Origin of the sequence: Lacticaseibacillus absianus, assembly GCF_013407595.1 — a bacterium.
GTDB lineage: Bacteria > Bacillota > Bacilli > Lactobacillales > Lactobacillaceae > Lacticaseibacillus > Lacticaseibacillus absianus.
The window spans coordinates 90502-110347 of sequence record NZ_JABEKX010000002.1 but is presented as its reverse complement, the minus strand read 5'-3'; the positions used below and the strand labels follow the sequence as shown (position 1 = coordinate 110347).

Genomic DNA, 19846 nt, shown 5'->3' with positions numbered 1-19846 from the left:
ACGCTGTTCAACACTCGGATCACGCCTCAATGAACTGCTTGAACAGCTCGTACATCAACGATAGCTCATAGTCCGACACCGTAATGTTGTATTTCATCTCGATCGGCTGAAAAACGCTGTGGGAGACCTGCATGAACTCAGCTTCCTCGGGCCCGCTCATCGTCACCGGCGTCTCGATCTGCTTGCGCACCATCAACCGTTCGATCATCAGCGCGATGTGCATATAGAGGTTCAACTTGACCTTGCCATCGAGCACAAAGTGATAATAGTGCTCATATTTCATGATCGCCGTTTCAACCTCTTTGATCACGATGTCTGGGTTGAGGAAGCTCAGACGCTCCGAAATCCCCTCGATCGAGAAGAACCGTAGTAATTCAGCATTCAGCGCCTTAAGGTGCGCCTGATCCAGGTACGCACTCAGCCACTCAGACAGTTGCGAGGCCCCGGTCGCATCTAGGAGATCATAGATGTTCAAGTGGGCGAACGGTACCTGCCGAGTCAGATCCATCGTGGTCAGCACGAACAGCGTCTGGTCAAAATAAGCCCATTCTTCACCGACCAACTTCTCTTTGAGCGTCGCATAGTCCAGCGGGATCACCTTGATGTCGCTCGGCATCAGTGGTTGCATGATCTCTCGGATCTTCTCGGCGATCCCCAGTCCGGAGATACAGGAGACCAAGATGTTCGTCGCCTGTGAGAACCCTTGATAGTACTGGACCTCGATGGTGTAGTCCTGCTCTGCCTTTTCTGCGATCTGCTTGAACGGTAAGCGCTGTTGCATTCGCAGGGCGAGGTCCAATGCCGTTACCGTCGTCAGATTGTTGACGACCAGTAAGTCGCCATCTAGATGGGGCTTGATCGCTGTGAACAGTTGGCTCAACGACCCCATATCGACCATTAGGATGAAGCCGTTGGTCGTGTCCGATTGGTCGATCAGCCGATTCGCCTCTTTGATGATCGAATCGACACCAGTCGTGATCGGCATGTCGATCGCATCGAACACATACGTGCCACAAAGCGTGTTGACCACCGCCTGAATACTCGTCGCGGTACTTTCGCCATGCGCCGTCAACAATCCTCGCAACTGGATCCGCTCATCGATATGATCCGCAAGTAGCAACGTTAAGACGACCACTAAGGTCTGGTGACTGACCGGATCCAAGGGTTGGATCACCCGGTAGAACTCCTTGGCCACGTGCAATGCCCGCGGCAACTTCAGGCGCAACCGACGCGTTAGGTGCCGCGTGAGCACCGGATCAAGTTCAAAGCGTCGGCGATACAGTGCGAACATCAGCGGCTCGAGGTAAGCGGCCTTGGCGAGCCCAAAGCGCCGCTCGATCAATGTCTTGAACCGGTCATCGTGTTGAAGGTGTAGGCCGTCTTCCGGCTCGTGCTGCGGGAGCCGGGCAAGCAACGCCTGAAACAGATTAGTCCATTGTCGTAGCTGTTCCTGTGTCGGATCATCCCCTGCCTGCGCTAACGAGTCGCTGATCTGCGCCAGCTGCTCAGCCCACGGGTCACGCGGGGCACTGACTACTGGTGCAGCTGGGTCGATCACCATCTCACCGTAAGCCGTCACGTCTGGCAGGTGATCGAACTGAAAGTGGTCGAGCGTCAGACGCAACGGTCCATCCTCCTGGCGCCGCTCGTAAGCCGTCGCACACCCCACCTGGATCAGGTTTTTCAAGTGTCCGATGTTCCCAGGGTGATCGATCTGCGCCAAGGCCGAGACCACTGCCGGCGTGACCATGATCGAACACGCCATTTTGTGTGCCTCAGCGGTGAACAATGCCCGCAGCAACGCTAACCGTTCATCCGCGGGGCGCTGCGCGTAATCTGGCAGATGTAAGACAACTGGGATCCGGCGCCGAAACGTCGCAAGCAACACTTGCTCAGGCGTTTCGGTCGTTGCCATGATCAATCGGACTGTTGCTTGGATCCGGGTCACGTTGTCACCCATTCGGTAGTAGTAGCCGTTATCGATGAACGAGAACAGCTTCTCTTGGTTCTCACTGGACAGGCGGTGCACCTCATCCAAAAACAGATACCCACCGTCCGCTTGTGTCAACAATCCCGCTTTGTCCTGATCCGCGCCAGTGAACGCGCCGCGGACGTACCCAAACAGTAGACTCGATAGAAGTTCTGGGTTGTTCGCGTAATCGGCACAATTCAAGACAGCGTACGGTGCGTGCGCGACGATCGCGTGGACATACCGTGCGTGCGCGACGATTGTCGCAGCGAGGTAGCTTTTGCCCACCCCTGAATGGCCGGTGACCAGCACGTTCAAGCCATGCGGTGGATAGGCTACTGCAGCAGCGGCCTGTTCGATCACACGGCGGACGCTCCCCCGCACCCCGATGAACTGTGTGAAAGGATCTGCCTCATCGGCTTGCGCGTCAGCGCGTTGCCATCGCACAGGGCGACCGTCACGCTTGGTCACCCAGTCCTGTGCCTCCAAGCGATTCAGGTACTGGCTGACGACTGACCGTGACAACCCAAGTTGATCAGCAAGTTCCTGTGTCGTGGCCCCACCGGTATTCGCAGTCGTACCCAACTGACGGTAGACGCGCTTCATTGCCTCCTTCATCTGACTCATCTCCTCTGCATATTCATTATACAGAATGTTCAGACCACTGCCAAAACCTGGGGCCATGATGCCACGCTCAGTACCCGCTCGTCAACAGATCTGATTGCGCAACAAAAAAGCGGTGAGCCAGAATCGACACCACCGCACCTTGAACCTATTCCGGTCGCAACCCCTTCATCAAAAATCGCGTATCCTCGGCCGCCCGCGCCGCCACGTCGATACTCGCGTGGCTGACCAGCAGCGACGGTAGCACGTCGCCGATCAGCGTGCCGGCGATGTAGCGCACGATCAGCTGGGGCGGCCAGTTGACCAACTGGCCACGCTGCTGGTAGTGCACAAGCGCTGGCGTGATACGCGTCGTCACCAGTTGGTCAAACGCCCCTTGCACGCGTTGCAGCAGCTCCGGTCGCTGCAACGCCTCGGCCGCGAAGATCTTGACGACCTGGTAGTTCGCGATCGCGAACTGCATGCGGTCAACGATGACCCTGTGCAGCAACGTCTCAAAGTCCGGCGGCAGTTGCGTCATCGTTGCGTCACCGAACTCACCAGCCACCTTGGGCACCACTTGCGCCATGAACGGCTGCATCAAGGCAGCCAGCAGGTCCGCCTTAGTCTTGAACCGCTTGTACACCGTTCCTTCCGAGACGCCGGCAGCCCGGGCGATATCCGCTGTGCTGGTGCGCGCGTACCCCTGTTGGGCAAACAGGGTGAGGCTGGCGCGCAGCACGGCTTTTTGTTTCGCCGACAAGTCGCTGTCACGCAGCGTCTGATCTAGCAACGTCTCAACATTATTCACACTCATCTGTGGCCTCCCACCCTTAGACTTGCCGGTACTTACGCATCGTCCGCACGTTCAGCGCGAGGAACAAGGCGACGAACCCGACCAAGACGCCGAGATCGAGGCCGATCGCCGCCAGTCCCGCCCCTTGCTCGACCACCTGGCTCATCGCGTCCGCGCCGTAATACAGCGGCATCACATGCGCAATTGCTTGCAGCCAGCCGGGCATCCCGGCGACCGGGATGATTCCGGAGAAGAAGATCTGTGGGATCACGACGACCGGGATGAACTGGACCATTTGAAACTCGCTGCCCGCGAAGGTGGAGATGAACAGCCCCATCGCAAGCGCCGCCGCGGCCAGCAGCAGATTGATCAAGATCACCCATCCGACGCTCCCGAGGATCTGAATTTTGAATACGTAGATGGTGAACAAGACCACCAGCAACGTCTGGATCACTGCGAACAGGCCGTAACCCGCAAGGTAGCCGGTGATGATCTCCCCGCGCCGCACCGGCGTCGCCAGCAGCCGATACAGCGTGCCGGTCGTCCGCTCGCGTAGCAAGGCGATCCCCGAGATCAAGAACACGAAGAAGAACACAACGAAGCTCATCAGGATCGGCAACAGCGTGTCAAAGAACGTGGAATCCTTATCACCGTATAGGTAGCGCGTCTTGGTCGTGTAGCTGACTGCCCCCGCGGCGCGCGCCGGCGCTTGAGCGGGGACCGGAATGCCGGCGGCCTTGCTGGCGGCAGCCAAGGCCGCCTGTAGCTGGGCGATCGCTTGGGCTTGCGCCTTCAGCCCGGTCGCGGCGGCTTGCCCCTTCAGCTTGATCTGCGCCGACTGTAGCCCCACCTTGATCACCGTCGCCTTAGCTTGGTCGTTGTTCGCCAACGTCAACGTCAGGTGGTCACCGGATTGCGTCAGCATCCCCGCGTAATCGTGCGTGCGGATCACGTGCTTAGCGCTGCTGTGGCCGGTCACCGGCGCCAGCTTCAAGTGATCGGACTTCAGCGCCGCCGTCAGCGTGGTATCTACGCCACGCACGGCCAGCGTAGCGGTCGTGTCCCCGTTCGATTGGAAGAGAAAATAGATCAGCGTCAAGATCAAGAGCGGTGCAACGAACATCAGCGCTAGCGTCCGCTTGTCCCGTAGCATCTCCGTCATCACGCGTTTAATCATGCCTGTTGTGCGCATCTTGAGCCCTCCCCGCCTTCAAAAAGACTTGTTCGATCGAGTCGACTTGGTACGCCGCGAGCAAGGCCGCCGGCGTGCCCTGCGCGATGGCCGCGCCACCGCGGATCATCATCAGCTGGCTAGCCTCTTCCGCGTCTTCCATCACATGGGTCGTCAGCAGGATCGTTTTACCTTCATCCGCCAGCCGGTGCAGCTCGACCCAGATCTGCTGGCGCAGCTCCGGGTCGATCCCGACCGTCGGCTCGTCCAGGATCAACAGCGGCGGATCGGCTAACAGCGCGATGGCAAGCGACAGCCGCCGCTTCATACCCCCGGAGTAATCCCCAACGGCCTGATCCAAGGCCTGGTCCAGGTTCACCACCGCCGTCGCCTGCGGGAGCCGCTGGACCAAGGTCGCGCGGTCGACCCCCATCATCGTGCCGAAGAACATCAGGTTCTCCCGCGCCGAAAGGGTCGTGTAAAGTGCATCGGTCTGCGCCATGTAGCCGATCCGGGCAAGCAATGCGCGGTCAGGTACGGCTCGGCCCAACACCCGAACGCGGCCGGCTTTGGGCCGCAGCATCCCCATGATCGTGCTGACCAGCGTCGTCTTACCGGCGCCGCTGGGGCCGATCAGGGCCAGGATCTCCCCTGGCATCACGGTCAGGTCGATGTCGTGCAGCACCACGGTCTTACCGTAGCCCTGCTGCAGACCCTGAACTTCTATCGTCGCTGTCATGTGATCTCCTCGATTCAGTGAGTGTCCGCTCATTACTGAGCCAAAATTTAGGCTCACGCCTAGGTAAGTGAGCACTCACTTATAATACCACCTGATCGCGCCAATGCAACCCCCAACTGGTTCAAAAGTGGCCGGTGGTCAATCCCGCTCGCCTTCTGCCGCTAGGGCAGCTAAGGCCGTGCGGTCCAGCCGGTAGCCCCCGGGACAGCGTGTGATCCAGCCAGCTTCCCGGAACAAGCGGAGCGTCTGCATCAAGTGCCGGTAGGACACACCGAGGTAATCGGCGATCTGGACGTTGTTTTCGCGGTAGTCGCCATCCGGTGCGACCGTCAGCATCAGGTGCGCGAGGCGGTACTTGAGCGCCAGCGTCTGCGCGGCCGCCATGTGCGTCATCCGCCGCAGTAGCTTCACCCCGATATGTTGGGCAAGCTGGCGCCAAAATTCGTGATCGGCCGCGAGCTCGCGGTCGATCACGGCACGCGGGAGCGCGAGGCAGGTGACCGGTCCGATCGCCAACACCGCCTTAGCCGCCTGCTCCGCGCCGACCAACGTCAACTCACCGATCAGGTCCCCCGGCGCGACGAACTGGAGCAGTGCGGCCTTCCCATTCGCCGCCTGCACCATGATCCGCGCACGCCCGCTGACGACGATCATCAAGTCGCTGGCCGGCGCACCGGGGGTCAGCAACGGTTCGCGGTCGGCGAAGCGTCGCCAAACAGCCTGTGCCGCCAACTGGGGCGTCAGAAACGGTGGCGCCGCCGGCAATGGGGCCGTAGTCGGCCAAGGTTTTTCTTGCATCAGGCAACCCTCCTGTGAGATTTCTCCTACTCGTCAGTTTACCCGTTTGGGTACACTATGACCATCACCTTGAGGAGGTCACCATGACTTATCGTAAACTCGCCTTATCGCTGGGCTTCTACCTATTCACTGCCGTCGGAATCAGCCTGACCATCCGCGCCGCAGTCGGCGTCTCGAGCTTCTCCGCGCTGAACGTCACGCTGAGTGACCTCAGCGGGATCCGCGTCGGGACGATCACGACCGGGCTGAACCTCGCGTTCATGCTCGCCTGCATTCTGTTAGAGCGCCACCCCCACTGGGCCCAGTACGGCCTGATGACGCTTGCGCTCCTGCTGTTCGGCAGCTGCATCAACTTTTTCACCTATGTCGTCTTCGGTCACCTGACCCCACACCACTACGCGCTGCGCCTTGGGCTGTTCGTGCTCGGGACCTGCATGGGGGCTTTGGGACCGGTCGAGTGCTCAAATACGAGCTGCTTAAATTCCCGATCGAAACGTGGTGCGCCTTGATGGCTGCCCGCACGCGCTGGGCCTTTCAGACTTATCGCTACGCCGTCGACGGCGTGTGCGTCCTGCTCGCCATCGGCCTAGCGATAACCTTGCACCTACCGCTGACCGTCCGCGAAGGCACCGTCTTGAGCTTCCTGCTACTCTCCGGGCTGATCACACTGGGGCGACGGTGATGGTCACACTTTCTTCACAATTCTTCGGCACAATGGACCGTTAGAGTCTTGAAGAAGGAGTGATCTTATGGCCGGCACTGAACCGCTTGCTAACCCGTGGCGCCGCAACCTGTATGTCTTGTGGGGGTGTACTTTCGTTGCCGGGGTAGCCTTCTCGGAGCTGATGCCGTTCATGTCGCTATACGTCAGCCAGCTCGGCCACTTCACCAAGGCCGAGGTCTCGTTTTATTCCGGGTTGGTCTACGCCGCGACCTTCTTAGTCACGGCGATCGTCAGCCCGATGTGGGGGGCTCTGGCCGATCGCAAAGGACGCAAGATCATGCTGATCCGGGCGAGCTTCGGAATGGGGGCCGCGATGTTCCTGATGGGACTGGCGACGAACATCTGGCAGCTGATCGCCTTGCGTGCGTTACAGGGCCTGTTCTCGGGGTTCATCTCCAACGCCCAGGCCCTGATCGCGGCGCAGACACCGCGCAAAGAAGCCGGCAAGGCCCTAGGCACGTTGGTCACCGGCTCGACGTCAGGCATGCTGATGGGACCGATCCTCGGCGGGGCACTCGCCTCAGTATTCTCGATCCGGGTCACCTTCTTCATCACCGCCGGACTGATGTTCTTGGCCGGGCTCCTGTCCGCCACCTTGGTGACCGAGCACTTCACGCCCGTCCCGCGGCGCGAGACGACGGGCCAGGGTCTGCTGCGCGGGGTCTTGAGCCAATTCGATAACCCCAAGCTGATCGTGTTGCTCCTGTTCTCGACCCTCTTCGTGCAGTTGGGCAACACCTCGATCGCCCCGATCATCAGCTTGTATGTCAAGGAGCTGATGCACAACAGCGGGGCGATCGCCTTCGTCGCCGGCATCATTGCCGCGCTACCAGGGATCTCGAACATTTTGGCGGCGCCACGCCTAGGCACCTACGGGGATCGGCACGGCTCCGGTAAGGTCCTGATCGCCGGATACCTGTTTGCGGTCCTGGTCTACTTTCCGCAGGGGTTCGTCACCAGCATCTGGGCGCTGGGGGCCTTGCGGCTGCTGGTCGGCGTCTCAGATGGCGCGCTGTTCCCGACCATTCAGACCCTGTTGACCAAAAATGCGCCGGCCAGCGCGACCAGCGCAATCTTCTCGTGGAATCAATCCTTCCAGGCGCTCGGTAACATGCTCGGGGCGCTACTCGGCGGGACGCTGGCCGGTCTGTTCGACTACAACGTCGTGTTCATCTCGACGGCTTGCATGCTCCTGATCAACTTCTTGATGCTCTGGTTCGCCGAACCGAAGTTACGCCACTGAACGCGGACCCAAAACGACCCTTTGCGCACCGGCTGAAGCCAGCGGGCAAAGGGTCGTTTTGAGTTCAGTCGTCGTGTGTCACCACTGCCGGTCTAGTAGCGTCACCGCCAGCGTGTGACCGGTGCCCAGGCTCGCCTGCCCGGCTCGCACGAAGCGAAACCCCTGCGCCAGCCAGAACTGCATGCCGCCCTCGTTGGCATCGGCGACCGCCACGCGAAAGCGCCGGCATTCGGGATGCTCGGCGTGCAGTTGCGCGACGACCTGCGTGCCGAGACCCCGCCGGCGCTGCGTGACGGGTAGGAGCAGCAAGCCGATGTACAGGCTGTCCACTGTCGGGTACCCGACCACATAATCCAGCACACCGACGGCCGTTGCGCCGGTCATTAGCACCCCGTAGTGTTTCGCATTGGCCGGTAACTGCGCCGGTCGCGCCGTGCGGTCCTCTTCGACCGTCGCCCGACTCGGGTAGCCCTGACCCGTCAAGGCAAAATAATCCGCGGCCCCTTGGTACAAGTCCAAGACCAGCTTGCGGTCTTGCATCGAGCTGACCGGCTTGAGCGTCACCGTCATCGCATGCACCCCCTTATCACAACAGGTACAGCCGCTTGAGCTGCGCCACTTCCCCGTCGGTCAGGTCCAGCGCCTGGCTGAGGTACCGCCGCATATTGCCGTACTGCGCGGTAACCGTGGCCAATGCCGCGTCGAGGTACTCCTCGCGGGCGATCCACAGGTCGCGCAGGCTGGTCTGCATGTTCGCGTTCGCCCCTTGCGCCTTCGCCTGTGTCAGCACGTCGTCGACGGCCGGCCCGACATAGCGGTTCGTTGTCAGGTAATCCGCCCGGATCGTCGCTTCCGGCACGTCCAAGGCGGCCAGCACGAACGCCGCCCCCATCCCGGTGCGGTCTTTGCCCGCCGAGCAGTGAAACAGCAATGCGCCGGTCGGGTTGGCCAGAGCTAAGTCGAAAAACTTGCGGTACGCCGTCTGCGATTGCGGGTTGGTGATGATGTCCTGATACGTCCGCAGCATGTTCTTATAGCCGCCTTGCGCATCGAAGGCGAAGGTTTTTTGCTCCTCGGCCCACGTTGTCACCTGCGTCTCATCAGTCGGGAACACCGGGTCGAAGTGGTACGCGGCCCCTGCCGGCACCCGGTCCGGCGCCGTGTCGCGCTCCTCAGGCGACCGGAAGTCGACATCCAGCGTCACGCCGTAATCCGTCAGGTAAGCCTGATCGCGGTCAGACAGCTGGTCCAGCTTGCTCGCGCGCACGAGCCGGTGGTCAGCGACGGTGCGCCCGTCAGTGGTCTGGTAGCCACCGAGGTCGCGGAAGTTGAAGCCGTGATGGATCTGTAAGAGTTGAGCCAAGTTCGCACCTGATTTCTTCCAAGACTGTAACGTCTATTGTAACGCATCCCCGCTAGCGCGTCAGCACCATGTCCACGTGCGGGATCCCGTCTTCCAGGTATGGCTCAGACACCGGCACGAACCCGAAGCTGCCGTACCAGTCGCGCAGATACACTTGCGCCTGGATCTTGATCGACTGGCCGGGAAAATGTGCCGCGATCGCCAGCAACGTCTCGGTGATCAGTCCAGTCGCCAAGTGCTGGCCGCGCGCGTCGCGGGTCACCAGCACCCGTCCGAAGCTGATGTGTTCGCCATCGTCATGCGGGACGATCCGCGCGGCCGCGACCAGCCGGCCGCTGCGGCGCAGGATCACGTGCCACGCGGTCAGGTCCTTCTCATCGACCTCTTGATACGCGCAGTGCTGCTCGACGACGAAGACACGCACCCGTGCCTCGAACAGTTCGACCAGTTCTGCCGGTGTCAGCGCTGCGGTTGGTTTGATCTCGATCGTTGTCATGTTGACCTCCAGTGTCAGTTTGTCGTGATTGTCGCACAGCACGGTGCCGCAAGCAACTCCTAGGTCCGAGTCGTCAGCCGTGCAATCCCGGGCAGACGCGCGTATGCTCATGGTAACCAAAAAGGAGGGCGCCTTATGAAGCTAGATGTTGCTCAGTCGATCGCCAACCTCAAGTGGACGGTCGACCACCATTTTTTGCACATTCGCGACCACTCACCGTTCGCCCGCGCTATCGCCGTTCAGTTCGAACTCGCCTACACCGACTTTCGCGTGATCGAGATGAGCTTGCAGTTACGGGGCCCGGAGACCCACGCCGTGCTCGTTGACTTCGCTCAGACCTACACCGCGGTCCAGCGGTACGAATGGCCGTTCATCGCCGGTGGACCAGAGGAGTACTACGCGCAACACGGCGCAGACTTCAGTGACTACCAGCAACAAGTCACCCACCTCGACGACCTGCTCGACACGATCGCGGCGCTAGATTGACCAAAACGGACGCCCACATGGCGTCCGTTTTGAAATCAAGCAAATTCACAAATGACCCTGACCTTGTCTGCACTGAACATCTTGGAAAGGATCTTCTTTGCGCTTTGTTCAGCTGTGTTGACGATATCGTCTTTAGCTAAAATATCCGTTTTCACATCGTCAGCAGCCTCTTTTTGCAACTTCAGTCCATTCGTGTTCTTATCCTCGATCAGAACAGAATCCTTGACCTTGTAGTAATCGTAATCAGCACTGTAATGTGAGTCCTTCAAGAGGAGCTTTACCTCCGGATGCGGCATCGTGACCTTCAGCGTCTTCGTCGAATCATCATACTCGCTATGTGCCTGACTCAGGTCGTAGTAAATCTGAGCCTTGAAGTGAAAGATGTATAAGACCGCCTCTTCGCCGACTTTCAGGTTTAGGACTTTCTTGGCTTCCTTAGCCTTGACGATTTTGTCGTAAAAAATGCTAGTCGTATCGAGTTGCCCCACCTCCTTCACATCGTAGTTGGCCGTCGCTTTTTCAGTCTCTGTATCTGTTGAGCGTAAGTACATGAACCCCGCACCGATTCCCACGATAGCGATCAGTATAATCCCCAGTCTGGTCAAAAATTTCATCACGAATGTTCCCCCATCTGCATGAATGTTCCACTCATTCTTCCATAGCAAAAGCCTCATTGCAAGCACCGATTTAGTCGAGTTGCAGGAGTCTAAAAGCACGAAGCTTGAAAGGAACTTTGCCTGCCATCAACGTTGGCTCACTCAGTGTCAGTTTGAGCTGATAAGTGACCTGGACACGGAATGGCGACTGAGCTTCAACCGTGTAGTTGAGCAAGTACTCATGCTGCTTCGACGTCTTCTCGACGTAAAGCCGCGTATCTTTGAACCGAGCCCAGTCTGCAGTAGGTTCATCCCGCGTCGCGACTTTGGCGGCTCGGCGTGCTAGGGTATAAAAAGCAGTTTTCTCTGAATCAGTCAATTTATCGACCCGATCGGATAGTAAAACTGTGCGCTTCATCGCCTCATAGGCTGGAGTCGTCGGCTGGAGTCGGTGCATGGCAACTCGTCCTACAATCAAACCGATCACGACTCCGACACATACTAACCACCATTTATATTGCTTGAACTTTGAAACCATAATTATTCCTCCAGTAGATAGATTGGCGTTACCGCCTACTGGAGGAGTGGTTTATTTTACGCGTCGCTGCATCGCCATCAGCTGCTGGCGCGCCCGCAACACGGCGCGGTAGCGCTTAGGCTGCTTCTTGTAGAAGTCTTGGTGACGATTCTCGGCCGGCCAAAACGGCCCGGCCGGCGTCACTGCCACGGCGATCGGCCGCTGGGTCTGGGCCTGGGCCGCGGCCACTTTCGCCCGCGCCGCGGCTTCCTGTTCGGCGTCCAACGGGAAGATCATCGGCCGATAACGCGCGCCGCGGTCCTGGAACTGCCCGTTGCCATCGAACGGATCGATCAGTGACCAGTAGAGGTCGAGCAGCGCCTGATACGTGATCTGGCGCGGGTCGTACAGGATCTCGACGGCCTCAACGTGCCCGGTCGCGTTGCTGGCGACCTGCTCATAGGTCGGCGCACCGCCCGGACCGCCGGTGTAACCCGACAACACGTAGCGGATCCCCGGCCGCTGATCGAACGGTTCGACCATACACCAGAAACAGCCGCCGGCGAAGATCGCCCGCGCCTGGTCCGGCGCATCCGGGGCGTAGAACGGGCTCAGGTCAAACTGCGCCGGTGCGGTGTCCGTCAACGCTTGATAAAAATCCGCCACGTCCGGCGTCAGGTTGTCGCGCAGAGCCAGCGGCCGCAGTGCCGCCTCCAGCGTGGCCAGCGCGGCGCTCGGCCGCATGCCTTGCTCGAGTTGCTGCTTGGCGCGGCGAAGCTGGTCGCGCTCCCAGTCACGGGTGCCCGGTGCGAGGAATAGGTTGATCACCTGCGCTAAGGCGCGATCGTGATCCCATTGGGTGTGCGCTTGTGCCATTCAGTGCCTCCTGAAATCTGTCGTGTGATCTGCCGCCGTCACGGTCGGCTGAGGGCAGCGAGGCCCAGTAGCGCGGCCGGGACCCCGAGGGCCAAAGGCCCGTGTGCGGCGACCAGCACGGCGACCACTGCCGCACCAACGCCGAAGCTCAGCATCAGCGCGCCCGTGCGCGCCGCTTGCCGCCGGGCGGCTGGCTCGCCGAAAAGCACCCCGTCTACGGCACTAGCGGTCAGCGTGCGCAAGTTGCCTGTCATCATCAGTGGCGTGAACGGGCCCCCGTTGAGCTGCCGAAACTCTTGCAGCAGTGCGGCAGCGGCCAGCGCCAAGCCGACCACGGCCCAGCGATCGCCCAACCGCGGGCCGGCCACCCCGACCACGGCGAGCAGTAGCACGGCATACCCGAGGATCGTCCGTCGGCGTAGCGTCGCCCGGTGCGTCAGGTGCCGGTGCCGCTGCAGCAAGCGGATCACCGCGGTCCCGAGCGCAAACGCGAGCAGTGCGGCGACATAGCGCAACGCCGTCGGCCAATGCCCCTGCCCGACCTGGACGCCCAACAGGATCAGGTTCCCGGTCTGCAACCCCGCGAACACCCCACCGTGTGCCAAGTATGAGTAGGCATCTAAGCCACCGGCCGCCCCGGTCAGCAGTAATCCAAAGCCTGTCGATTCGAATCTCATCTGCCCACCTCCTGTGCCTGTATTATCGCGGAACATTGGATTGTGCGCAAGCGGTACGCTCGACTTTTTTTCGCCCACCTATTTGACAAACTGATTTTTCATGATAGGATAGTCGCAACAATATATTTTAAGGCGATATACGAGACGAGTAAGCACCGCGTCCTGACAGTGAGCTGGGGTCAGTGGAAACCCAGCAAGGCACCGCGGTCCCGAATAACACTTGTATGGCCTCGAGCTGAACGCGTGCAGTGCACCTAGTAGGCTTCGACGTGGACCGGGACGTTATCTGCCGGAGGCGCATGATTGTGCGTTGAATGAGGTGGCCTGCGTGCAGGCAACTTGGGTGGTACCGCGAAAATAGTCCTTTTCGTCCCTTGTCTGAGACAAGGGACTTTTATTTTGTCTCAAAACTAACGATATGGAGGCAATGCCATGCACACGATTTTTCCAAGCGATTACGATCCAAAGTTGACCGTCCGCCAGACCCAAGAGGCGATCCGCTACATCCGCGAGACATTCCAAGACGAGTTCGGCAAGCAGCTGAACCTCTCACGCGTCTCCGCCCCGATGATGGTCGATCGCGCGACCGGCCTCAACGACAACCTGAACGGGACCGAGGCCCCGGTCTCCTTCACGATGGCCGACATGCCGGGCGAGACGATGGAGATCGTCCACAGCCTCGCCAAGTGGAAGCGCGCCGCCCTCGGCCGCTTCGGCTTCCAGCCCGGCGAAGGGTTATACACCAACATGAATGCGATCCGCAAAGACGAGGACCTCGACAACTTCCACTCGATCTACGTCGACCAGTGGGACTGGGAAAAAGTGATCACCCAGGAGCAGCGCACCCTTGAGACGCTTCAAGCGACCGTCCGCCAGATCTTCAAGGTGATCAAGCACATGGAACACGAAGTCTGGTATAAGTACCCCAACGCCGTACACCACCTGCCAGACGAGCTGCACTTCGTCACCACGCAGGCCCTCGAGGATCGCTGGCCAGACCTCGACCCGATGACCCGCGAGAACCGCATCGCCCAGGAGTACGGGGCCGTATTCATCATGCAGATCGGCGGCGCACTACGCTCCGGCCAGCGCCACGATGGCCGCGCACCGGACTACGACGATTGGACGCTGAACGGAGACCTGGTCTTCTGGTACGAGCCGCTCGACTGCAAGCTGGAGATCTCCAGCATGGGGATCCGGGTCGATGAGACCGCGATGGCCAAGCAGCTGGCCGACGTCGGGGCCACCGACCGCCTCGCCCTGCCCTTTCACCAGCAGATCATGGCTGGTGCACTCCCTTACACGATCGGCGGTGGCATCGGCCAGTCACGCCTCTGCATGCTACTGCTGGGCAAGGCCCATGTCGGCGAGGTGCAGGCCAGCGTGTGGCCGCAGACCATGATCGACGCCTGTGAGGAACACCACATCCATATCCTGTAGGCGTTGCCCCAACCGACGACGTGCAGGACATCAATAACGCGGCAGTGACACCCGGGCCCCCCCGGTGCGTCACTGCCGCGTTATTGGTGTTGCCTCGCGATCATCCCGCCAAACTGCGCATCGCCTGAGCGGCCTCGAAGCAGTCGGTGATCACACCAGTCACCTGAGGGGCGGCAAACGCCGCCCGCATGGTCTGCGGATCATTCACGGTCCACAGGCGTTGCGGCAGCGCAAGCGCCGGCTGCACATGCGCAAGGTGCAAGGCGTCTAAGTACACCGGCAGCGTCGCCGTCGCCGGCAATCCCTCCGCCAGAAGCGCCAGCGGCATCTCTGGGGCAAGCGCGTGCATCACCGCTAAGCTGTCAGGGTTGAACGACGAGTAGCAGACCCGCGCAGCAACGCCATGTGCGACGACCGCTGCCTGCGTGGCGGCCTCGATCCCGGGGTAGCGGACGTGGTTGGTCTTGAGCTCGAGGTTGAGCTGAACTGGATACGGTGCGACCCGGCGTAACACCTGCGCCAACGTCGGCACCGGCTCGTGATTCGCTAGGTGCGCCTGTTGGACCGTCGCCAGTGGCAGCGCACCGATCGCACCCGGCGCACCTGTGGTTCGCGCGAGCGTCTCATCGTGCATCACGACCAGCTGCCCGTCTTGTGTCATCTGCACGTCCAACTCCAGGCCGTCGACGCCGTGTGCACACGCGTAGGCGAAGCCCGCCAGACTGTTTTCGGGAAACCGCACGGGGTACCCGCGGTGCCCGTAGATCGCTTTTAGCATCTGTTCCTCCTTAACGTGGATAGTCGAGCATGGCGCCGTTGGCCGCATTGGTTGCCGCGATATCGGCATTCGTCGCGCGCTCAGCGGTCGCTAGCGCCTTGTCGATCGCCTGACCCGCGTAGATCTGCTGCATGGCCGTCTCCATGTACGTGCGTTCACTCGAGATGTTGTTGAAAAACGCCCCGGCTGTCGCCGCGTTGACCCGGCCCGCGTTGAGCTGCTCGATCGGCACGTTCAGCGCCGGGTTCTGCTGGATCGCCTGCGCCAGGCGCGGGATCCGCGTGGCGTTGCGGTTGACGGCGAAATAGCCTGTGCCTAACTGCCAGTCGGCCTGCGCCGCCGGTGTCATCATGAAGCGTTCGAACGCCCACGCCCCGGCCTGCACGGCGCGCGGCTTGTGCTTGGCGATCCACAAACTCGCCCCACCGATCGCCACCCCATTGGCTGGTGTCCCATCCGGGTGCGGGGTGAACGCGACCCCGTAGCGAAACTTCGCCGCGGTCTGGAGCTGGCCGAGAAGCGCGGAGCTTTGCATGAAGATCCCGACTTTTTGCGCCAAGAAGCCCGCGTTCTGATTCGTGCCGGCCGCCGCGCCGGTCCCGTAATTCTGAAACGCCCCCTGCTGGATCACCGATTGCAGCCAGGTCATGGTCTTATGCATCGCCAGCGTGTTCAGCATCGCCTTAGTCGCCATCGCCTGACGCCCGTTGCCGTGGTCGACGATCAGGCTGTTCTGATTCGCGGCGAGCTCCTCGGGGAGCCACCCGTAGATCTGGATCGTCAGGCCCTTGACCGCCCCGTGGGCGCGCTGGGTCAAGGTGACTGCGGCCTGAGTGATATCGCGATAGCTCGGTGACTTGGGCAGATCAGGCACCCCGTAGCGGGCGAAGAGATCCTTATTATAGTAGATCACCGAGCTAGACGAGTTGAACGGCATGGCGACTAGCTTCCCGGCCACGGTGTAGGATTGGCGCACCCCAGCGTAGAGCGGGCTGAGGTCGTAGTGATCCCGATCAACGAACGTCTGCGTCGGCGTGGTCGAATCCAGTCCCACCATCATCGCGTTGCGCGCCTGGTCGACTTGGATCAGATCCGGCTCAGCCTGGCTCCCGATCACGTTGGCGTACTTCATGATCGACAGATCGTACGACCCGGCGTAGACCGGATCCACTTGATAGCGCGACTGGCTGGCGTTGAATCGGTCCACCAGCCGGTCTAACACCAGTTCGTTGGGCCCGTTCATCGAATGCCAAAACGTGATGTGCTGGCGGGTCGTGCCGACCGCTCGCGTTTTGCTCGGGATCGTCGCACTCGTGTAGCCAATGCTGCCGATCAGCGCGACGCCTAGCGCCAGCGGGGCTAAGATCAGTCGCCACTTCATCCCTTCACCCCCCCTGCGTTCAGATTGCGCTTGAAGAAGCGTTGCCCCCCAAGCAAGAGCAACAGCGTCGGCACGAGCGCCAGCATCGCCGTTGCCATCACGACGCCCCAGTTAGCGAAGGTGTCCTCGGCCTGAAGCTGCTTGAGGCCGACCTGCACTGGCCGGTACTGATCCGAAAACGTCGTGATCAGCGGCCAAAGGTACTGGTTCCAGTTGGCCAAAAACGTGTAGAGCCCAAACGTCACCAGCATACTGCGTGAGTATGGCAGGACCAGTTTGGCGAGCGTCTGCCCGTGGCTAAGGCCGAGGAAGTGACCGAGTTCGATCAGCTCACTTGGGACCCGCAAGAAGGCTTGACGCAGCATGAAGACCCCGAACGCACTGGTCAAAAACGGGATCGTCATCCCCGCATACTGATTCAGCCACCCCAGTGCCTTGATCGTCTGGAAGTTCGGGATGATCTGCGCTTCGAAGGGCAGCATCATCGTCACCAAAAAAGTGAAAAACACCGCCTGCTTGAAGCGAAAGGCGATAAAGGCGAACGCATAGGCAGCCATGCTGCACAAGACAAGCTGACCAATCGTGATCAGGCTACTGATCACGAAGGAAGACAAGACGTACCGCACGATCGGCGTTGTCTGGATCGCCGCCGCGTAGTTCGCCAGCGACAGATGGTGGAAGTTCAGCGCGCCCATCGCGATGTCGGTGGTCGGCAGCAGGCTCGCCCACAGCCCGACCAATAGTGGGGCCAACAAGAGCAAGGCGACCAGGGTCAGGCCGCTGTATTGGATCGTCCGTTTGATCATCCGTAAAACACCTTCCGTTCTGTGAAGCGAAACTGCACCCAAGTCGCCAATGCGATCAGCCCGGTCAGGACGATCGCCTCGGCCGACGCCGGCCCAAATTTCTGCAAGCCGAACGCATCTAGGTAGACTTTGTACGCCAGCAGGTTCGTCACGTTGTTCGGCCCGCCGCCAGTCATCAAGTCGATCTCCGCAAAGGACTTGAAGCTGGCGATCACCTCGACCACGAACAGGAAAAATAGCGTCGGTGAAACCATCGGCACCGTGATCCTGAGCGTCTGCTTGAGGCTCGACACCCCTGCGATCTCTGCGACCTCGTAGTAATCCTGCGGCACGCTTTGAAGCGCGCTCAGCAGGATCAAGAAGGCGAAGCCGAGGTGGAGCCAGACCGAGACCAGCACGACGACGACCATCGCGCCTTGACCATCGGCCAGCGGATTCGCGTTGGCCCACCCCAGGGCTTGCATTAGCTGTGGGAGCTGCCCGACCGACGGGTTGAACAGGAACAGCCAGAGGATCGAGGCCGCGGCCGCTGACATCCCCATCGTGCTCGCAAAGGCGGTCCGCACCCAACCGATATGCCGCAGTTTCATCGTCGCTAGGCGGGCCAGCGTCAGGGCCAGCAAGACGGTCAAACTGCTCACGGCCAGCACGTACACCAGTGTGCTGGTCAGACTCTGGATGAACACCGGATCGCCGAAGACGGCCTGGTAGTTCGCCAACCCGACGAAGCGCGTGGTCACGCCAGCGATGTTGGTGACAAAAAAGCTGTTGACCAGTGTCGCAAGCATCGGATAAAACGTGAACAGCGCCAGGATGAATAGCGATGGGGCGAGCAACCCGAACGCCACGCGCTCATCCCCACGCACCCAAGCGAGCAGTGACCGCCGTGTGCGGCGCACCGCATGCGTTTCATTAAGCTCCAACCGTCGCCGCCTCCATTCCGATCCGTGCGCCAGTCGCCACTGAGAACAGGTGCCAGTGGTCCGGCGCCTCCGGTAGCGTGAAGTAACGCGACTCCCCCACAAACACGTCAAGCTGGCCGCTAGTCGCACTGACCCGATCGCCTGCAAACACCAGCGTCTGATCCCCAAGCTGCTGCACCGCATCCACCGTCACTGCCAAGGCGTGCGGCCCGCGGGTGCGACCCGTCACCAAGTGTTCCGGCCGCACCCCGAGGCGGTATTGGCCTGCCGCAAGCGGCATCGGTAACGGCCGCACCGTGTCAGCCCCGGCGAGCCGATAATGCCGCTGATCGGGCATGACCGTCAGCTCGAACCAATTCATCTGCGGTGTCCCGATGAACCCGGCTACAAAGGTGTTGGCAGGGTGATTATACAGATCCAGCGGGGTGCCGACCTGCTGCACCCGGTGACCTTCAACGACCATGATCCGATCGCCCATCGTCATCGCCTCGACTTGATCGTGCGTCACATAGATCAGCGTCATGCCGATCTCGCGGTGTAACCGCATGATCTCCGTGCGCATCTCCGCGCGCAGTTGGGCATCCAAGTTCGACAGCGGTTCGTCCATTAAGATCGTGTCCGCCTTGGTCGCCAGCGCGCGCGCCAAGGCGACGCGCTGCTGCTGGCCCCCGGACAGCGCCTTGGGCCGGCGGTCGGCCAAGTTCTCCAGGTGGACCAACGCGAGCGCCTCCCGCACCCGCACGGTCTTCTCCGCCTCACTCAAGCCAAGATTCTCGAGGCCGAAGCGCACGTTCTCTGCCACAGTGAGAAATGGCAGGAGCGCGTAGTTCTGAAACACCATCGCGAGGTGTCGGTCCTTCGGGGGCAAGCGCGTTAGGTCGCCTGCTTCAGTGCGGATCTGGCCGGCGGTCACCGTCGTTAGCCCAGCGATCATCCGCAACAGGGTGCTTTTGCCGGAGCCAGACGGGCCGACCAGCACGAAGAACTCACCTGGCTGGATCTCGACAGACACATCGTCGAGCACGGTGGTCTGCTGGAACTTCTTGGTCAAGTGTTCGATCGCAATTACCATTAATCATTCCTCCTCATGCCATTCACTCTACGTGATCGTTGTAAAGATCCGGCCCTGCGGACGTATTGATCCGGTATCGGTTGTGTATCGGGCAGCCAAAGTGACGGTGCCATAACGCGGGGTTAGCTCAGGGTATAAAAGCTGACCCCGTGAAAACCCAGGACTTAGGGTTTTCACGGGGCCATACTTATACGACTTGTGCGACTCGTTCGAACGCAGTACGTGACAGGCACAGGCGTTAGAATGCCGAACTGCGGCCATCGGTATCGCCGGACGGAAGCACAGGCGTTGCGTGATGGTCCGTCACATTCTGGAATCGTCGTTCTACCAGAGGTGAGGTCACACCGCCGACCGACATGCGCGTTGTGCGCGCATCGCGTCACGGCCTTTCA

General features: G+C 60.6%; 20 protein-coding genes and 1 pseudogene. 4 read left to right on the top strand and 17 right to left on the bottom strand.

Annotated features, from left to right (window positions below):
- Nucleotides 1-19 precede the first annotated feature (19 nt).
- The 5 genes from HII33_RS05505 to HII33_RS05485 all read right to left on the bottom strand — a co-directional run bounded on the left by HII33_RS05505 (nucleotide 20) and on the right by HII33_RS05485 (nucleotide 6076).
- Nucleotides 20-2587 carry a sigma 54-interacting transcriptional regulator gene (locus HII33_RS05505; protein WP_246287333.1) on the bottom strand — a complete coding sequence of 856 codons (2568 nt, stop codon included), beginning with the start codon at nucleotides 2585-2587 and terminating at the stop codon, nucleotides 20-22.
- A 154-nt stretch (nucleotides 2588-2741) separates the two neighbouring features.
- Nucleotides 2742-3389, bottom strand: a complete 648-nt coding sequence (locus HII33_RS05500; RefSeq protein WP_179394811.1) for a TetR/AcrR family transcriptional regulator — start codon at nucleotides 3387-3389, stop codon at nucleotides 2742-2744.
- 16 nt (nucleotides 3390-3405) lie between these two features.
- The gene (locus HII33_RS05495; protein ID WP_179394810.1) at nucleotides 3406-4560 is read right to left on the bottom strand and encodes an ABC transporter permease; all 1155 of its coding nucleotides are present in this window, start codon (nucleotides 4558-4560) and stop codon (nucleotides 3406-3408) included.
- Nucleotides 4538-5278 carry an ABC transporter ATP-binding protein gene (locus HII33_RS05490; protein ID WP_179394809.1) on the bottom strand — a complete coding sequence of 247 codons (741 nt, stop codon included), beginning with the start codon at nucleotides 5276-5278 and terminating at the stop codon, nucleotides 4538-4540. The genes HII33_RS05495 and HII33_RS05490 overlap by 23 nt, the downstream gene beginning before the upstream one ends.
- A 138-nt stretch (nucleotides 5279-5416) precedes the next feature.
- Complete coding sequence (locus tag HII33_RS05485) at nucleotides 5417-6076, bottom strand: cyclic nucleotide-binding domain-containing protein (protein ID WP_179394808.1); 660 nt, start codon at nucleotides 6074-6076, stop codon at nucleotides 5417-5419.
- A gap of 83 nt (nucleotides 6077-6159) precedes the next feature.
- Between HII33_RS05485 and HII33_RS05480 the strand changes: the two are divergent.
- Together HII33_RS05480 and HII33_RS05475 are read left to right on the top strand one after the other, a co-directional pair.
- Nucleotides 6160-6758: pseudogene (locus HII33_RS05480) on the top strand (YczE/YyaS/YitT family protein).
- A gap of 67 nt (nucleotides 6759-6825) precedes the next feature.
- Nucleotides 6826-8043, top strand: a complete 1218-nt coding sequence (locus HII33_RS05475; protein ID WP_179394807.1) for an MFS transporter — start codon at nucleotides 6826-6828, stop codon at nucleotides 8041-8043.
- Between the two features lie 78 nt (nucleotides 8044-8121).
- Here HII33_RS05475 and HII33_RS05470 read toward each other — a convergent pair whose 3' ends face one another.
- The 3 genes from HII33_RS05470 to HII33_RS05460 are packed head-to-tail and all read right to left on the bottom strand — an operon-like array spanning nucleotide 8122 to nucleotide 9902.
- Nucleotides 8122-8613 carry a GNAT family N-acetyltransferase gene (locus HII33_RS05470; RefSeq protein WP_179394806.1) on the bottom strand — a complete coding sequence of 164 codons (492 nt, stop codon included), beginning with the start codon at nucleotides 8611-8613 and terminating at the stop codon, nucleotides 8122-8124.
- Between the two features lie 16 nt (nucleotides 8614-8629).
- Nucleotides 8630-9406: a tyrosine-protein phosphatase gene (locus HII33_RS05465; RefSeq protein ID WP_179394805.1), complete on the bottom strand. Its 777-nt coding sequence runs from the start codon at nucleotides 9404-9406 to the stop codon at nucleotides 8630-8632.
- Between the two features lie 52 nt (nucleotides 9407-9458).
- Entirely contained in the window at nucleotides 9459-9902 is a 444-nt protein-coding gene (locus tag HII33_RS05460; RefSeq protein ID WP_179394804.1) for a GNAT family N-acetyltransferase, read from the bottom strand.
- A gap of 135 nt (nucleotides 9903-10037) precedes the next feature.
- Between HII33_RS05460 and HII33_RS05455 the strand changes: the two genes are divergently transcribed.
- Nucleotides 10038-10388, top strand: a complete 351-nt coding sequence (locus tag HII33_RS05455) for a hypothetical protein (protein WP_179394803.1) — start codon at nucleotides 10038-10040, stop codon at nucleotides 10386-10388.
- Nucleotides 10389-10423: 35 nt separating this feature from the next.
- Here HII33_RS05455 and HII33_RS05450 read toward each other — a convergent pair whose 3' ends face one another.
- From HII33_RS05450 to HII33_RS05435, 4 genes are all read right to left on the bottom strand, one after another.
- Nucleotides 10424-11002, bottom strand: coding sequence for a DUF4230 domain-containing protein (locus HII33_RS05450; RefSeq protein WP_246287380.1), 579 nt, complete (start codon nucleotides 11000-11002; stop codon nucleotides 10424-10426).
- Between the two features lie 73 nt (nucleotides 11003-11075).
- The gene (locus tag HII33_RS05445; RefSeq protein ID WP_179394801.1) at nucleotides 11076-11522 is read right to left on the bottom strand and encodes a hypothetical protein; all 447 of its coding nucleotides are present in this window, start codon (nucleotides 11520-11522) and stop codon (nucleotides 11076-11078) included.
- A 51-nt stretch (nucleotides 11523-11573) separates the two neighbouring features.
- A complete protein-coding gene (gene msrA / locus HII33_RS05440) occupies nucleotides 11574-12377 on the bottom strand; it encodes a peptide-methionine (S)-S-oxide reductase MsrA (RefSeq protein WP_179394800.1) in 804 nt (267 codons plus the stop codon).
- A gap of 38 nt (nucleotides 12378-12415) precedes the next feature.
- Nucleotides 12416-13054: a YoaK family protein gene (locus HII33_RS05435; RefSeq protein WP_179394799.1), complete on the bottom strand. Its 639-nt coding sequence runs from the start codon at nucleotides 13052-13054 to the stop codon at nucleotides 12416-12418.
- A gap of 432 nt (nucleotides 13055-13486) precedes the next feature.
- Here HII33_RS05435 and asnA point away from each other — a divergent pair, with 432 nt between their 5' ends.
- A complete protein-coding gene (asnA, locus tag HII33_RS05430) occupies nucleotides 13487-14494 on the top strand; it encodes an aspartate--ammonia ligase (RefSeq protein ID WP_179394798.1) in 1008 nt (335 codons plus the stop codon).
- A 100-nt stretch (nucleotides 14495-14594) separates the two neighbouring features.
- Here asnA and HII33_RS05425 read toward each other — a convergent pair whose 3' ends face one another.
- From HII33_RS05425 to HII33_RS05405, 5 genes are read right to left on the bottom strand one after another with little or no spacing between them, the layout of a single operon-like run.
- Entirely contained in the window at nucleotides 14595-15272 is a 678-nt protein-coding gene (locus HII33_RS05425) for a glycerophosphodiester phosphodiesterase (protein ID WP_179394797.1), read from the bottom strand.
- Nucleotides 15273-15282: 10 nt separating this feature from the next.
- Nucleotides 15283-16653, bottom strand: a complete 1371-nt coding sequence (locus HII33_RS05420; protein WP_179394796.1) for an ABC transporter substrate-binding protein — start codon at nucleotides 16651-16653, stop codon at nucleotides 15283-15285.
- Nucleotides 16650-17459: a carbohydrate ABC transporter permease gene (locus HII33_RS05415; protein ID WP_179394795.1), complete on the bottom strand. Its 810-nt coding sequence runs from the start codon at nucleotides 17457-17459 to the stop codon at nucleotides 16650-16652. The genes HII33_RS05420 and HII33_RS05415 overlap by 4 nt, the downstream gene beginning before the upstream one ends.
- Nucleotides 17456-18382, bottom strand: coding sequence for a carbohydrate ABC transporter permease (locus HII33_RS05410; protein WP_179394794.1), 927 nt, complete (start codon nucleotides 18380-18382; stop codon nucleotides 17456-17458). The genes HII33_RS05415 and HII33_RS05410 overlap by 4 nt, the downstream gene beginning before the upstream one ends.
- Complete coding sequence (locus tag HII33_RS05405; protein WP_179394793.1) at nucleotides 18372-19454, bottom strand: ABC transporter ATP-binding protein; 1083 nt, start codon at nucleotides 19452-19454, stop codon at nucleotides 18372-18374. Before HII33_RS05405 ends, HII33_RS05410 begins: the two co-directional genes overlap by 11 nt.
- Nucleotides 19455-19846 lie beyond the last annotated feature (392 nt).